The 13,930-nt window shown below is 52.1% G+C and carries 14 protein-coding genes; 9 read left to right on the top strand and 5 right to left on the bottom strand.

Annotated features, from left to right (window positions below; genetic code table 11):
* Nucleotides 1–36: 36 nt before the first annotated feature.
* Nucleotides 37–321: a DNA-binding transcriptional regulator SfsB gene (gene sfsB / locus OGX89_RS01495; RefSeq protein ID WP_079938265.1), complete on the bottom strand. Its 285-nt coding sequence runs from the start codon at nucleotides 319–321 to the stop codon at nucleotides 37–39.
* A gap of 220 nt (nucleotides 322–541) precedes the next feature.
* The gene (gene ispB, locus OGX89_RS01500; protein WP_003839953.1) at nucleotides 542–1,513 is read right to left on the bottom strand and encodes an octaprenyl diphosphate synthase; all 972 of its coding nucleotides are present in this window, start codon (nucleotides 1,511–1,513) and stop codon (nucleotides 542–544) included.
* 258 nt (nucleotides 1,514–1,771) lie between these two features.
* On the opposite strand from ispB, the gene rplU reads away from it, so the two are divergent.
* From rplU to cgtA, 4 genes are all read left to right on the top strand, one after another.
* Complete coding sequence (rplU, locus tag OGX89_RS01505) at nucleotides 1,772–2,083, top strand: 50S ribosomal protein L21 (protein ID WP_003025032.1); 312 nt, start codon at nucleotides 1,772–1,774, stop codon at nucleotides 2,081–2,083.
* A 19-nt stretch (nucleotides 2,084–2,102) separates the two neighbouring features.
* Nucleotides 2,103–2,360: a 50S ribosomal protein L27 gene (rpmA, locus tag OGX89_RS01510; protein ID WP_003025030.1), complete on the top strand. Its 258-nt coding sequence runs from the start codon at nucleotides 2,103–2,105 to the stop codon at nucleotides 2,358–2,360.
* A 125-nt stretch (nucleotides 2,361–2,485) separates the two neighbouring features.
* Nucleotides 2,486–3,451, top strand: a complete 966-nt coding sequence (locus OGX89_RS01515) for a DMT family transporter (protein ID WP_032945110.1) — start codon at nucleotides 2,486–2,488, stop codon at nucleotides 3,449–3,451.
* A gap of 15 nt (nucleotides 3,452–3,466) precedes the next feature.
* Nucleotides 3,467–4,639 (top strand): Obg family GTPase CgtA, encoded by a 1,173-nt coding sequence (gene cgtA, locus OGX89_RS01520; protein WP_126956974.1) that lies wholly within the window; start codon nucleotides 3,467–3,469, stop codon nucleotides 4,637–4,639.
* Nucleotides 4,640–4,744: 105 nt separating this feature from the next.
* Here the strand turns inward: cgtA and dacB are convergent, their stop codons facing one another.
* Nucleotides 4,745–6,178, bottom strand: a complete 1,434-nt coding sequence (gene dacB / locus OGX89_RS01525) for a serine-type D-Ala-D-Ala carboxypeptidase (RefSeq protein ID WP_032945109.1) — start codon at nucleotides 6,176–6,178, stop codon at nucleotides 4,745–4,747.
* A gap of 248 nt (nucleotides 6,179–6,426) precedes the next feature.
* Here dacB and greA point away from each other — a divergent pair, with 248 nt between their 5' ends.
* Nucleotides 6,427–6,903, top strand: coding sequence for a transcription elongation factor GreA (gene greA / locus OGX89_RS01530; RefSeq protein WP_003025019.1), 477 nt, complete (start codon nucleotides 6,427–6,429; stop codon nucleotides 6,901–6,903).
* A gap of 153 nt (nucleotides 6,904–7,056) precedes the next feature.
* Here greA and yhbY read toward each other — a convergent pair whose 3' ends face one another.
* The gene (gene yhbY, locus OGX89_RS01535) at nucleotides 7,057–7,350 is read right to left on the bottom strand and encodes a ribosome assembly RNA-binding protein YhbY (RefSeq protein ID WP_003025016.1); all 294 of its coding nucleotides are present in this window, start codon (nucleotides 7,348–7,350) and stop codon (nucleotides 7,057–7,059) included.
* Between the two features lie 125 nt (nucleotides 7,351–7,475).
* Here yhbY and rlmE point away from each other — a divergent pair, with 125 nt between their 5' ends.
* The 4 genes from rlmE to glmM all read left to right on the top strand — a co-directional run bounded on the left by rlmE (nucleotide 7,476) and on the right by glmM (nucleotide 12,416).
* The gene (gene rlmE / locus OGX89_RS01540; RefSeq protein WP_003025015.1) at nucleotides 7,476–8,105 is read left to right on the top strand and encodes a 23S rRNA (uridine(2552)-2'-O)-methyltransferase RlmE; all 630 of its coding nucleotides are present in this window, start codon (nucleotides 7,476–7,478) and stop codon (nucleotides 8,103–8,105) included.
* A 99-nt stretch (nucleotides 8,106–8,204) separates the two neighbouring features.
* Complete coding sequence (ftsH, locus tag OGX89_RS01545) at nucleotides 8,205–10,139, top strand: ATP-dependent zinc metalloprotease FtsH (protein ID WP_003025013.1); 1,935 nt, start codon at nucleotides 8,205–8,207, stop codon at nucleotides 10,137–10,139.
* 98 nt (nucleotides 10,140–10,237) lie between these two features.
* Nucleotides 10,238–11,086, top strand: coding sequence for a dihydropteroate synthase (gene folP / locus OGX89_RS01550; RefSeq protein WP_048225717.1), 849 nt, complete (start codon nucleotides 10,238–10,240; stop codon nucleotides 11,084–11,086).
* On the top strand, nucleotides 11,079–12,416 hold the full coding sequence (gene glmM, locus OGX89_RS01555) for a phosphoglucosamine mutase (protein ID WP_008785919.1): 1,338 nt from the start codon (nucleotides 11,079–11,081) through the stop codon (nucleotides 12,414–12,416). Before folP ends, glmM begins: the two co-directional genes overlap by 8 nt.
* Nucleotides 12,417–12,461: 45 nt before the next feature.
* On the opposite strand, the gene dcuC is transcribed toward glmM, so the two are convergent.
* Nucleotides 12,462–13,928 carry a C4-dicarboxylate transporter DcuC gene (gene dcuC / locus OGX89_RS01560; protein WP_126956976.1) on the bottom strand — a complete coding sequence of 489 codons (1,467 nt, stop codon included), beginning with the start codon at nucleotides 13,926–13,928 and terminating at the stop codon, nucleotides 12,462–12,464.
* Nucleotides 13,929–13,930 lie beyond the last annotated feature (2 nt).

A 13,930-nucleotide genomic window follows, 5' to 3' on the forward strand; every position in this document is an offset into this window, starting at 1 on the left:
CCCCAGTTCAGTTGGCCGGGGGTTACAGTTCAATGTTCATTCCGGATTCTTTTTCTCTCTGCGACTCCTCATCATCCGCGTTCTGTCGATGAACTCATGCGTTTTGGCATCGTGATAGCGTGACGGCCAAATCACCCAAGGGTCAGTTCCCAGTGCCTGGGCGATAATCAACTCACCTTTTGGCCATGGTCTCGTTAACGCATTGGCCAGCGTTGATGAACTCAATCCATTTTTACGTGATTCAGCGGCCATTGAGGTCCCTTTCTTGCGCAGTCCGGCGATGATGTCGGCCGGATGCCAGTCAATCAGCTTGCTTTCCATAAATTCATCTCTCCTTTGGTTAACGACTTACGGTTCCACGATCGGTTGTGGCGACACTATAACGCCCGAAGAGTGAATGTTCTAAAATGTTCATGTAAGTGTGTGTATATTCAGAATATGCCAAGGTTGTGCGTGATTTTCTGGAGAGGAGGAAATTCTTATTGGAACTTATAAGAAAATCCCGTGCAGGGCACGGGATGAGAGAGGATGCAGTAGGGAATTAACGGTCGCGCTGTACGGCAATATGTGCCAGACCAATCAGCGCTTCTCTCCACGGTGTATCAGGCAGCACCTGCAGCGCAGCGATAGCCTTATCAGCCTCTTCTTCTGCCCGCTGACGGGTCCATTCCAGAGAACCACATGCGTTCATCGCTTCCAGAACCGGCTCCAGAAGGTGACGACCATTACCTTGCTCAATGGCCTGGCGGATCATTAGCGCTTGTTCTGGGGTGCCGTGGCGCATGGCATGCAGCAGTGGCAGCGTTGGTTTACCCTCGTTGAGGTCATCACCGACGTTTTTACCCAGCTGCTCGCCATCTGCGCTGTAATCCAGCAAATCGTCAATTAACTGGAAAGCGGTACCGAGATAACGGCCATAATCCTGCAACCCTTTTTCTTGTTCTTCGCTACAGCCAGCCAGAATACCTGAACATTGGGCTGCCGCTTCAAACAAACGCGCGGTCTTACTGTAGATGACGCGCATATAGTTTTCTTCGGTGATGTCCGGGTCGTTGACGTTCATCAACTGCAAGACTTCACCTTCGGCAATGACGTTGACTGCTTTCGACATGACTTCCAGCACTTTCAACGAGCCAAGGCTGGTCATCATCTGAAATGCTCGGGTATAGATAAAATCGCCAACCAGTACGCTGGCCGCATTACCAAACGCCGCATTTGCTGTGGCTTTCCCACGGCGCATGTCTGACTCATCCACAACATCGTCGTGCAGCAGGGTCGCTGTGTGGATAAACTCGATGAGGGCCGCAATCGTAACGTGCGCATTTTCCTGGTAACCAACGGCCCGCGCGGCGAGGACGGCGATCATTGGGCGAATGCGTTTTCCGCCGCCGCTAACGATGTAGTACCCCAGTTGATTGATCAGCTGAACGTCGGAATTGAGCTGTTCAAGGATTGTCGCATTGACCCCCGCCATATCTTGCGCGGTTAACTCATTGATTTTTTCTAAATTCATCGCAAAAGCCGGGCTTCTCGCCCCGATTACCTTACTGTGTGGGAAGGTAACGTCGGGTTTAGGGTTATAAATATATGCTGATTGTACTGAAAAAACGCCGTAGATAAACGTTACCGTACGTGTTGTGTTTTTTTTCTTCATGTATTGACGGTAGCACTTGTCAAAGGCTCGCGTTTTGCGTAATATTCGCGCCCTATTGTGAATATTTATAGCGCACTCTGAATCATCAAAAAGGTGTGTGCGGAAGCGGAGTTTTTTATGTACGCGGTTTTCCAAAGTGGTGGTAAACAACACCGAGTAAGCGAAGGTCAGACCGTTCGCCTGGAAAAGCTGGACATCGCAACTGGCGAATCTGTTGAATTCGCAGAAGTTCTGATGATCGCAAACGGTGAAGAAGTCAAAATCGGCGTTCCTTTCGTTGATGGCGGCGTTATCAAAGCTGAAGTCGTTGCTCACGGTCGTGGCGAGAAAGTTAAAATTGTTAAGTTTCGTCGTCGTAAACACTACCGTAAGCAGCAGGGCCATCGTCAGTGGTTCACTGATGTGAAAATCACTGGCATCAGCGCTTAAGTTAAGGGGAGCAGATTAAATGGCACATAAAAAGGCTGGCGGCTCGACTCGTAACGGTCGCGATTCAGAAGCTAAACGTCTGGGCGTAAAACGCTTCGGCGGTGAAACAGTTCTGGCTGGTAGCATCATCGTTCGTCAACGTGGTACTAAATTCCACGCTGGCTCCAACGTTGGTTGCGGCAAAGACCACACTCTGTTTGCTAAAGCAGACGGTAAAGTGAAATTTGAAGTGAAAGGCCCGAAAAACCGTAAATTCATCAGCATCGTTGCTGAATAAGTTTTTCGCGTCCCGGTAACGGATAAAAGCCCCGCAACACGTTGCGGGGCTTTTTACATTCGACGGCCGGTAAATACGCTCGTCGCGCCGACAACCCGGAAACGAGCCCTTGCAGGGAATACGGCATGAAGCAGCAGGCAGGCATTGGTATTCTGTTAGCACTCACAACGGCAGTATGTTGGGGCGCTTTGCCAATAGCAATGAAGCAAGTGCTGGAGGTGATGGAGCCTCCTACCGTGGTATTCTACCGTTTTTTAATGGCAAGCGTTGGCCTTGGCGCTATTCTTGCGGTTAAAAAAAAGCTCCCTCCGCTGCGTATTTTTCGCAAAGCGCGCTGGCTGGTGTTGCTGGCTATCGCAACCGGTGGGCTGTTCGGTAACTTCATTCTGTTTAGTTCATCCTTGCAGTATTTGAGCCCAACGGCTTCGCAGGTTATCGGCCAGCTGTCACCGGTTGGTATGATGATCGCCAGCGTCTTTATCCTGAAAGAAAAGATGCGCGGCACGCAGGTTATTGGCGCCATTATGCTTCTGAGCGGCCTGGTTCTGTTTTTTAATACCAGTCTGATCGAAATTTTTACCCGACTCACCGATTACACCTGGGGCGTTATCTTTGGTGTCGGTGCGGCGATGGTCTGGGTGAGCTATGGGGTCGCGCAAAAGGTGTTATTGCGCCGCCTGGCATCACCGCAGATCCTGTTTTTACTGTACACTTTATGTACGATTGCGTTGTTGCCGCTGGCTAAACCTGGTGTCATCACGCAACTCAGCGACTGGCAGCTGGCATGCCTGGTATTCTGCGGCCTGAATACGCTGGTAGGATATGGCGCTCTCGCGGAAGCGATGGCGCGTTGGCAGGCGGCGCAGGTGAGCGCTCTTATCACGCTCACGCCGCTGTTTACATTGTTATTTTCAGATTTATTATCACTGGCCTGGCCCGATTTCTTCGCCAGACCGATGCTAAACCTATTAGGTTATCTCGGTGCGTTTATCGTGGTTGCGGGCGCGATGTATTCCGCCATTGGTCATCGAATTTGGGGCGGTTTACGTAAGCATGAAACGGTGGTTTCGCAACCCCGCTCAGGCGAATGATTTACGGAGAGTAAAATGAAGTTTGTTGATGAAGCATCGATTCTGGTCGTTGCAGGTGATGGCGGTAATGGTTGCGTCAGCTTCCGCCGCGAAAAGTACATCCCAAAAGGCGGTCCGGACGGTGGTGATGGTGGTGACGGTGGTGACGTTTGGCTGGAAGCCGACGAAAACCTGAACACGCTGATCGATTACCGTTTTGAAAAATCATTCCGTGCGGAACGTGGTCAGAATGGCGCGAGCCGTGATTGCACCGGTAAGCGTGGCAAAGACGTTACCATTAAAGTACCTGTTGGTACGCGTGTTATCGATCAGGGCACGGGCGAAACCATGGGCGACATGACCAAACACGGTCAGCGTCTGATGGTCGCTAAAGGTGGCTGGCACGGTCTGGGCAACACCCGTTTCAAATCCTCGGTTAACCGTACTCCGCGTCAGAAAACAATGGGTACGCCGGGTGATAAGCGCGATCTGATGCTGGAGCTGATGCTGCTGGCGGACGTGGGTATGCTGGGCATGCCAAACGCCGGGAAATCGACGTTTATCCGTGCGGTGTCCGCGGCGAAGCCGAAAGTCGCTGATTATCCGTTTACCACCCTGGTGCCGAGCCTGGGCGTGGTTCGTATGAACAACGAAAAGAGCTTCGTGGTTGCCGACATTCCGGGACTGATTGAAGGCGCGGCTGAAGGCGCAGGCCTGGGTATCCGCTTCCTGAAACACCTGGAACGTTGCCGTGTACTGCTTCACCTCATCGATATCGATCCGATTGATGGCTCTGATCCAGTTGAAAACGCCCGTATCATTATTGGCGAACTGGAAAAATACAGTCAGGATTTGGCATCTAAACCGCGCTGGTTAGTGTTCAACAAAATTGATTTGATGGACAAGGCTGAAGCGGAAGAGAAAGCGAAAGCGATCGCCGAAGCGTTGAGTTGGGAAGGTAAATATTACCTGATCTCTGCCGCCAGCCAGCTGGGCGTGAAAGATCTCTGCTGGGATGTGATGACCTTTATCATTGAGAACCCGATTGTTCAGGCTGAAGAAGCGAAACAGCCAGAGAAAGTTGAGTTCATGTGGGATGATTATCACCGCCAGCAGCTCGCTGAAGTCGAAGACGAAGCGGAAGATGACTGGGATGACGATTGGGACGAAGACGACGAAGAAGGCGTTGAGTTCATCTACAAGCGTTAATCGCATTAAAAACCCCGGCCATGTTACCGGGGTTTTTGTTTCCAGGCCTCTCTGTAGGCCGGATAAGGCACGTTAATGCCGCCATCCGACAATCAAATTACCCATTTAGTTGTTCTGATAAATATCCTTGTACAACCGGCTCTCGAAGCGCACCAACGGAATACGGCGATTACGCTGGTCAGCTGGCTCTACCGCATAACCAGATAAATACTGCACGAATGCCATGCGTTGGCCACTTGCCGTGGTGATGAAACCTGCGAGGTTATAAACCCCCTGCAGCGAGCCAGTCTTCGCCGATACTTTGCCATCCACACCAGCCTGATGCAGACCCGCACGGTATTGCAAGGAGCCGTCGTGGCCCGCCAGCGGCAGCATAGTGATAAAGTTCAGCTCGTTATCGTGTTGAGCGATATATTGCAGCACCTGCATCATGGTCGCTGGGGCAATCAGGTTATGGCGGGAGAGGCCAGAACCGTCGGCAATAATGGTGTTGCCGATATCAACGCCTGCCTGCTGACGTAAAATCTGGCGCACGGCATCAGAACCCGCCCGCCAGGTGCCCGGCACGTTAAACCGGGCATGACCAATCATACGGAAAACGGTATCGGCAATCATGTTGTCCGATTTTTTCAGCATAATCTTAAGCAGGTCATGTAGCGGCGCAGACTGTTTACTGGCGACCACCGTTCCCGGTTCGTTGACCAACGTCTGGCGCAGCAGCGTACCGCTGTAGGTGATACCTGCTTGTTTTAGCTCATCTTTGATAATTGCCCCGGCATAGCTGGCACCGTCCTGAATGGCGAACGCCAGCGGCAGCGGATCGGCTCGTTGTGGCAGGCATCCGGTCAGCGTATAGCGGTTGAGATCGCCGGGAACCACATCCAGTTCACAATATTGCGCTTCCGCAGAACCTCGGGCGAGGGTACGCACCTGACTGAACATGGTGACCGGGTAATAAGATGCCACGCGAATAAAGGCGAGATCGTTGGGTTTTTGCGCGCTGTAGAGTGAAACCGAGAAACAGTTTCTATCGACAATAGCCGCTGCGGGCGGTGCGCTAAAACACTGCGTCATATCGTTCCAGGGCCAACCGGGCGCTTTATCATGACTGGCAAAAATAGAGGTGTCGATCAGGACATTTCCGGCAATTTGCGTCACACCTGATTTTTTCAGGGTTGCCACCATATTGCGAATATCCTGGCGTTTTAGCGTCGGATCGGCACCAAATCGTGCCACTAAGTCACCTTTCAATACGCCGCCTTCCACGCTGCCTTTGGTCTCAAGCGTGGTGGTAAAACGAAAGTCAGGCCCGAGCTGAATCAATGCCGCCAGCGCGGTGATTACTTTCTGGGTGCTGGCGGGCAGCGCCATCTGCTGGCTATGAAAATCAATAGCGGGTGCAGGTGCGCCAACCTTCTGTACCATAAGGGCGAGGTTGGCCCCGGCAGGGAGCTGATTGATATACTCGTCGACGTTCGCAGCCTGAACGCTGAACGCTATACTGGCAGTCAATCCGATGGTAAATCTGGAAAATCGCATAATCTCGCGCTAACAACCTGGAAACAGGCCGTCATACTACGGCGCAACGCCCCAAAAAGTAAACGATGACCCATAAGGAACTCCAGGGTAAAATGATCATCAAATAGAGAATTGTAGCTGACCTGGGACCTTGAGCCCCGGGTCGGTATTTTTTTGCTTCTGACTCTGGCATGACACACGCCAGGGTGGGCTTAGCAGCCGGGGTGAGAGCAACTACCCCCTACAGGAATGTTCAAGAGGTATAACAAATGCAAGCTATCCCGATGACCTTACGTGGTGCTGAAAAACTGCGCGAAGAGCTGGATTTTCTGAAATCTGTGCGCCGTCCTGAAATTATTGCCGCTATCGCTGAAGCGCGTGAGCACGGTGACCTGAAAGAGAACGCGGAGTATCACGCGGCGCGCGAACAGCAGGGTTTCTGCGAAGGACGCATTAAAGATATCGAAGCTAAACTGTCCAACGCGCAGGTAATCGACGTTACTAAAATGCCGAACAATGGCCGCGTTGTTTTCGGTGCGACGGTTACCGTTCTGAATCTCGATAACGATGAAGAGCAGACATGGCGTATTGTCGGCGATGATGAAGCCGATTTTAAACAGAACCTGATTTCAGTGAACTCGCCTATCGCTCGTGGCCTTATCGGTAAAGAGCAGGATGACGTCGTGGTTATCAAAACGCCGGGCGGCGAAGTGGAATATGAAGTGACGAAGGTAGAATACCTGTAATTCGCATCTTGGTTAAGATGTTGATACATTGTAAAGAAAGGAAAAAGGCCGCATAGCGGCCTTTTATCAACGAAGAGAGCGTGGCATTTTGCTCTCCTGCTAGCGGAAAACCCCGCGTTTTACACAAACTTCGTGTGCAACTTTGGGATATTCTTAGCGTGGCAGCGAGATTTTACGTTCTTTAGTCGGGCGATACAGTACCAGCGTTTTGCCGATGACCTGTACATTGCAGGCGCCGGTTTCGCGTACGATAGCTTCCACGATCAAGGTTTTAGTATCGCGATCTTCCGAGGCGATTTTCACCTTGATAAGTTCATGGTGCTCTAACGCTTGTTCAATCTCGGCCAGTACCCCTTCGGTCAAACCATTGTTGCCAAGCATAACTACAGGCTTGAGCGGATGTGCCAGACCTTTCAGGTGCTGTTTTTGTTTAGTACTCAGATTCATCGTATATTTTTGCTTACGTTGGGATTGAAAACGGGTCATTCTACCGCCATCTCCCATATATCACCAAATAGCTGTGTAGAAATTTACACCATTGGTTACGATGAACTGCCCTTTGGGAATGTGAAATGACAGGTAAAAAGCGTTCTGCCAGCTCGAGTCGCTGGCTTCAGGAACACTTTAGCGATAAATATGTTCAACAGGCACAGAAAAAGGGGTTACGTTCCCGTGCCTGGTTTAAACTTGATGAAATACAGCAAAGTGACAAAATTTTTAAACCGGGGATGACGATAGTTGATCTCGGTGCTGCACCCGGTGGCTGGTCGCAATATGCAGTTACGCAGATCGGCAACACCGGCCGCATTATCGCTTGCGATCTTTTACCTATGGATCCAATCGTTGGTGTGGACTTCCTTCAGGGCGACTTTCGTGATGAATTAGTCCTGAAAGCGTTACTTGAACGCGTAGGTGACAGTAAAGTACAAGTTGTCATGTCTGATATGGCGCCAAATATGTGTGGAACACCGGCGGTGGATATTCCCCGGGCCATGTATCTGGTAGAGCTGGCGCTTGGAATGGCTCGTGATGTATTAGCGCCAGGTGGTAGTTTTGTAGTGAAGGTGTTCCAGGGCGAAGGCTTCGATGAGTATCTAAGAGAGATTCGCTCCCTGTTTACGAAGGTCAAAGTTCGTAAGCCGGACTCTTCTCGCGCCCGTTCGCGTGAAGTGTATATTGTAGCGACCGGGCGTAAACCATAACCGGCAGATTTCAAACGAAAGTTTGAAAGAAACTGGATATAGAGTATCCTGACGCTGTTTTTAACACAGTTGTAATATGAGGTTAATCCCTTGAGTGACATGGCGAAAAACCTAATTCTCTGGCTGGTCATTGCCGTTGTGCTGATGTCAGTATTCCAGAGCTTTGGGCCCAGCGAGTCTAATGGCCGTAAGGTTGATTACTCTACCTTCCTGCAAGAGGTCAATCAGGACCAGGTTCGTGAAGCGAAGATCAACGGACGTGAGATTAACGTTACCAAGAAAGATAGTAACCGTTACACGACCTACATCCCGGTTAACGATCCGAAGCTGCTTGATAACCTGCTGACCAAAAACGTCAAGGTTGTTGGCGAACCACCTGAAGAGCCGAGCCTGCTGGCTTCTATCTTCATTTCCTGGTTCCCAATGCTGCTGCTGATTGGTGTCTGGATCTTCTTCATGCGTCAGATGCAGGGCGGTGGTGGCAAAGGTGCCATGTCGTTCGGCAAGAGCAAAGCGCGCATGCTGACGGAAGATCAGATCAAAACGACTTTTGCTGACGTTGCGGGTTGTGACGAAGCAAAAGAAGAAGTCGCTGAGCTGGTTGAGTATCTGCGCGAACCGAGCCGTTTCCAGAAACTGGGCGGTAAAATCCCGAAAGGCGTCCTGATGGTTGGTCCTCCGGGTACGGGTAAAACCCTGCTGGCGAAAGCTATCGCAGGTGAAGCGAAGGTTCCATTCTTCACAATTTCCGGTTCTGATTTCGTGGAAATGTTCGTGGGTGTCGGTGCATCTCGTGTGCGTGACATGTTCGAACAAGCCAAGAAAGCGGCACCGTGCATCATCTTCATCGATGAAATCGACGCCGTAGGTCGCCAGCGTGGCGCAGGTCTGGGCGGTGGTCACGATGAACGTGAACAGACGCTGAACCAGATGCTGGTTGAGATGGACGGCTTCGAAGGTAACGAAGGTATTATCGTTATCGCAGCAACTAACCGTCCAGACGTTCTTGACCCTGCGCTGCTGCGTCCAGGCCGTTTCGACCGTCAGGTTGTGGTTGGTCTGCCAGACGTTCGCGGTCGTGAACAGATCCTGAAAGTGCATATGCGTCGCGTACCGCTGTCTCCGGATATCGATGCGGCAATCATTGCACGTGGCACGCCTGGCTTCTCCGGTGCGGACCTCGCGAACCTGGTGAACGAAGCGGCGCTGTTTGCTGCTCGTGGCAACAAGCGCGTAGTGTCGATGGTTGAGTTCGAAAAAGCGAAAGACAAAATCATGATGGGTGCGGAACGTCGCTCCATGGTGATGACGGAAGCGCAGAAAGAATCTACCGCGTATCACGAAGCTGGCCACGCGATTATCGGTCGCCTGGTACCGGAACACGATCCGGTGCACAAAGTAACGATTATCCCGCGCGGTCGTGCGCTGGGTGTGACCTTCTTCCTGCCTGAAGGCGACGCAATCAGCGCCAGCCGTCAGAAACTGGAAAGTCAGATCTCCACACTGTACGGTGGCCGTCTGGCGGAAGAGATCATCTACGGTGCTGAACATGTTTCTACCGGTGCGTCGAACGACATTAAAGTCGCGACTAACCTGGCGCGTAACATGGTTACTCAGTGGGGCTTCTCCGATAAACTCGGTCCGTTGCTGTACGCTGAAGAAGAAGGCGAAGTGTTCCTGGGACGTTCTGTAGCGAAAGCGAAACACATGTCCGATGAAACCGCTCGCATTATCGATCAGGAAGTTAAACTGCTGATTGAGCGTAACTATGACCGTGCACGTCGTTTGCTGAACGAAAACATGGACATTCTGCACTCGATGAAAGATGCGCTCATGAAATATGAGACTATCGATGCGCCGCAGATTGACGATCTGATGGCTCGCCGCGATGTGCGTCCGCCAGCGGGTTGGGAAGAACCGGGTTCTTCTAATAACAACTCTGGCAGCACCGGCAAGCCGAGTGCACCGCGTCCGGTTGATGAACCGCGTGCGCCGGACTCTGGCACTATGTCAGAGCAACTGGGCGACAAATAAGTTATCGTCGATGATGACCGTGTTTTAATTGAAAACCCTGGGGCTTGCTCCGGGGTTTTTCTTATCTGCATATTCAAGATTTTACCAGGGATAAAACTATGAAACTCTTTGCTCAGGGTTCTTCACTGGATCTCAGCCATCCGCACGTCATGGGGATTTTGAACGTCACGCCAGATTCTTTTTCCGATGGCGGAGCGCACAACTCTCTGGTTGAGGCGGTAAAACACGCAAACCTGATGATTAACGCCGGGGCGACTATCATTGATGTGGGCGGTGAGTCCACGCGTCCGGGCGCGGCTGATGTGAGTGTGGAAGAAGAGTTGCAGCGAGTGATCCCAGTGGTCGAGGCGATTGCTCAGCGTTTTGAAGTGTGGATTTCGGTCGATACCTCAAAACCCGAAGTGATTCGCGAATGCGCCAGAGTTGGCGCGCATATCATCAATGATATTCGCTCGCTCTCGGAGCCTGGAGCGCTGGAAGCCGCAGCGGAGACCGGATTGCCGGTTTGCCTGATGCATATGCAGGGGCAGCCGAAAACCATGCAGGAAGCGCCAAAGTATGAGGATGTTTTTGCTGAGGTAAACCGTTACTTTGTTGAGCAAATAGCACGTTGCGAGCGGGCTGGAATCACAAAAGATAAATTGTTGCTCGACCCCGGATTCGGATTCGGTAAAAATCTCACTCACAACTACACATTACTGGCACGTTTGTCTGAGTTTCATCATTTTAATCTGCCATTGCTGGTTGGGATGTCACGAAAATCAATGGTTGGCCAGTTACTGAATGTGGGGCCATCTGAACGCCTGAGCGGTAGCCTTGCGTGCGCGGTGATTGCCGCAATGCAGGGGGCGCAGATCGTTCGTGTCCATGACGTCAAAGAAACCGTAGAAGCGATGCGTGTGGTGGAAGCCACATTGTCTGCAAAGGAAAAAAAACGCTATGAGTAATCGTAAATATTTTGGCACTGATGGGATCCGCGGCCGCGTAGGCGATGCCCCAATTACTCCTGACTTTGTGCTCAAGCTGGGCTGGGCTGCAGGGAAAGTGCTTGCTCGTCATGGTTCACGTAAAATTATTATCGGTAAAGATACGCGTATTTCCGGCTATATGCTGGAGTCTGCGCTGGAAGCCGGTCTGGCTGCCGCCGGACTCTCAGCCTCATTCACAGGGCCAATGCCAACACCCGCCGTTGCGTATCTGACGCGCGCCTTCCGTGCTGAGGCCGGGATTGTTATCTCCGCTTCGCACAATCCGTACTATGACAACGGGATTAAATTCTTCTCTACCGACGGGACTAAACTGCCGGATGCAGTGGAAGAAGCCATTGAAGCCGAGATGGAAAAAGCGATCACCTGCGTGGATTCCGCTGAACTGGGTAAAGCCACACGTATCGTTGATGCTGCCGGTCGCTATATCGAGTTTTGCAAAGGCACCTTCCCGAACGAATTGAGCCTGAATGAGCTTAAAATTGTGGTGGATTGCGCTAACGGTGCGACGTACCACATTGCGCCAAATGTACTGCGTGAACTGGGTGCAAACGTGATTGCCATTGGCTGTGAGCCAAACGGTGTGAATATCAATGAAGAAGTCGGTGCCACCGACGTCCGTGCCCTGCAGGCGCGCGTGATTGCGGAAAAAGCCGATCTGGGTATTGCGCTGGATGGCGATGGCGACCGCGTCATTATGGTTGACCACGAAGGTAATAAGGTCGATGGCGATCAGATCATGTACATCATCGCCCGTGAAGCCCTGCGTCAGGGTCAGCTGCGCGGTGGCGCGGTAGGTACGCTGATGAGCAACATGGGCCTCGAGCTGGCGCTGAAACAGCTGGGTATTCCGTTTGCCCGTGCAAAAGTTGGCGACCGTTATGTGCTGGAAAAAATGCAGGAAAAAGGCTGGCGTATCGGTGCCGAAAACTCTGGTCATGTGATCCTGCTGGACAAAACCACCACTGGTGACGGCATCGTGGCGGGCCTGCAGGTGCTGGCGGCGATGGTGCGCAACCATATGAGCTTGCACGACCTGTGCAGCGGCATGAAAATGTTCCCACAGCTGCTGGTTAACGTACGATATACAGCAGGTAGCGGCGATCCGCTGGAACATGAAAACGTGAAAGCGGTGATGGCGGAAGTGGAAGCGGCGCTGGGTAACCGTGGACGCGTCCTGCTGCGTAAGTCTGGTACCGAACCGTTAATTCGTGTGATGGTTGAAGGTGAAGACGAAGCGCAGGTGACTGAATTCGCCCACCGTATTGCCGATGCTGTGAAAGCGGCGTAATTCCGAAGAAAGTGAAAGCCGGAGTCTGAGACTCCGGCTTTTTTTTTACTGTACGGCAAGCGGCTGTTTACGTCGGCGCTGCCAGAAGTAACCACCGACCATCAGTAGCACAAGGGCTGCCAGCCACGGCAGAACCGCCAGCAGATGCCCGGACCGGGCAAAGGTTAGCGCAATCATCAGTAGCCAACCGCCCAGCATCGGAATCGCGGTACGCTTAACAATATCCACAGGCGAGACACCTGCAATCCCTGCGATAGCAATGATTACGCCGGCGATGGGCGATAACGTACGACCAATACCCGCAGAGATCTGGATAGGCAACATCATGACAGCGATATCGCTGCCGATATGACGGCTGATGTCCGGCACCATGGGTGCGAAGGAGAAAAATGCCGCATTCCCGGAGCCCATCAGCGCTGAAATTGCGAAGGTGATCAGGGTCATCAGCAGGATAATAGAGGCGGCGCTGAGGCCAAATTCACCGGAAAGCGACAACAGTGCGTCAACGGCACCAATGGCTTTCAGTCCGGCGGAAAAGACTTCACCGGCGATAATCAGTGTCACGACGGTGGCAAAAACGCTGCCCATGCTGTCGAAAACCTTTTGTACGCCAGCCATCACCTCGCGCGCCTTGCGATGACGGCAGTACTCACAAACCAGCGTAATAGCGAGGCTTATCAGTACGGCGGTATCCAGGGTGATCTTGAGTGAGCTGAATACTAAATCGCTGCACACCAGCATCAATACCAGCGGCAGCATGGGCAGAAACAGCCAGGCGATAGGTGCGTCGGCTTCATCAGTCGCCGTTAATGTCTGCATTTGCTGAGTTGCATTGTCGCCACTTTCCCGACGGTCAAAAAAGCGTTGCACAACAATATGCAGTAGGGCGATGAAAAGAATGACGGGTACAACGATCGGCAACTGACCCTGCACGAAATAGTTCACGACCTCGATGCCTGCAGTTTTGGCGGCGAGAACAGAGTTGCCGGAACCGGGGCCAAACTCAACCGCACAGGTACTGGCGATAACGGCGGCAACCGCGGCGCGGCTACAGCCAAGACGGGTAAGCAATGGGTAAAGCGTCGCCATCAACAGCAGACCCAATCCGGTGGCGCTGCTGATAAACAGCGACAGGAATTGACCCAGTAGCAGTGCCAGCCCCAGCAGCAGATAAGGCGAGTTCAGGCGTTGCAAAGGACGAGATGTCACCCGAACCAGTACCTGGCTTGCGCCAATGGCCGACATATAGGTGGCAAAACCACCAATCAGCATAATTTGCAGACCGAGGCCGCCGAGACGCACGCTCAGGGTATCGCGAATAAACTCAAAGGCGTCAAAGGGGCCAAATCCAGTGCTCTTTTTCACCAGGCCACTGAGTGAGGTCATTCCGCTAAAATGCGCGATAAGCAACAGCACAATCCCGGTCAATAACAGTACCGACTGGGGGTGATATTTTTTGAGGATTAGACGTCCGGCAAAAATGATGGCGATTAGCGCCAGTAGTAACGACATTC

The organism is Citrobacter sp. Cpo103, assembly GCF_030332605.1.
In the GTDB taxonomy this organism is placed as follows: Bacteria; Pseudomonadota; Gammaproteobacteria; order Enterobacterales; family Enterobacteriaceae; genus Citrobacter; species Citrobacter portucalensis.

Bases quoted from the DNA above. Each gene is read 5' to 3' on its own strand.
- sfsB (WP_079938265.1), bottom strand. From the start codon at position 321: ATGGAAAGCAAGCTGATTGACTGGCATCCGGCCGACATCATCGCCGGA.
- ispB (WP_003839953.1), bottom strand. From the start codon at position 1,513: ATGAATTTAGAAAAAATCAATGAGTTAACCGCGCAAGATATGGCGGGG.
- rplU (WP_003025032.1), top strand. From the start codon at position 1,772: ATGTACGCGGTTTTCCAAAGTGGTGGTAAACAACACCGAGTAAGCGAA.
- rpmA (WP_003025030.1), top strand. From the start codon at position 2,103: ATGGCACATAAAAAGGCTGGCGGCTCGACTCGTAACGGTCGCGATTCA.
- OGX89_RS01515 (WP_032945110.1), top strand. From the start codon at position 2,486: ATGAAGCAGCAGGCAGGCATTGGTATTCTGTTAGCACTCACAACGGCA.
- cgtA (WP_126956974.1), top strand. From the start codon at position 3,467: ATGAAGTTTGTTGATGAAGCATCGATTCTGGTCGTTGCAGGTGATGGC.
- dacB (WP_032945109.1), bottom strand. From the start codon at position 6,178: ATGCGATTTTCCAGATTTACCATCGGATTGACTGCCAGTATAGCGTTC.
- greA (WP_003025019.1), top strand. From the start codon at position 6,427: ATGCAAGCTATCCCGATGACCTTACGTGGTGCTGAAAAACTGCGCGAA.
- yhbY (WP_003025016.1), bottom strand. From the start codon at position 7,350: ATGAATCTGAGTACTAAACAAAAACAGCACCTGAAAGGTCTGGCACAT.
- rlmE (WP_003025015.1), top strand. From the start codon at position 7,476: ATGACAGGTAAAAAGCGTTCTGCCAGCTCGAGTCGCTGGCTTCAGGAA.
- ftsH (WP_003025013.1), top strand. From the start codon at position 8,205: ATGGCGAAAAACCTAATTCTCTGGCTGGTCATTGCCGTTGTGCTGATG.
- folP (WP_048225717.1), top strand. From the start codon at position 10,238: ATGAAACTCTTTGCTCAGGGTTCTTCACTGGATCTCAGCCATCCGCAC.
- glmM (WP_008785919.1), top strand. From the start codon at position 11,079: ATGAGTAATCGTAAATATTTTGGCACTGATGGGATCCGCGGCCGCGTA.
- dcuC (WP_126956976.1), bottom strand. From the start codon at position 13,928: ATGTCGTTACTACTGGCGCTAATCGCCATCATTTTTGCCGGACGTCTA.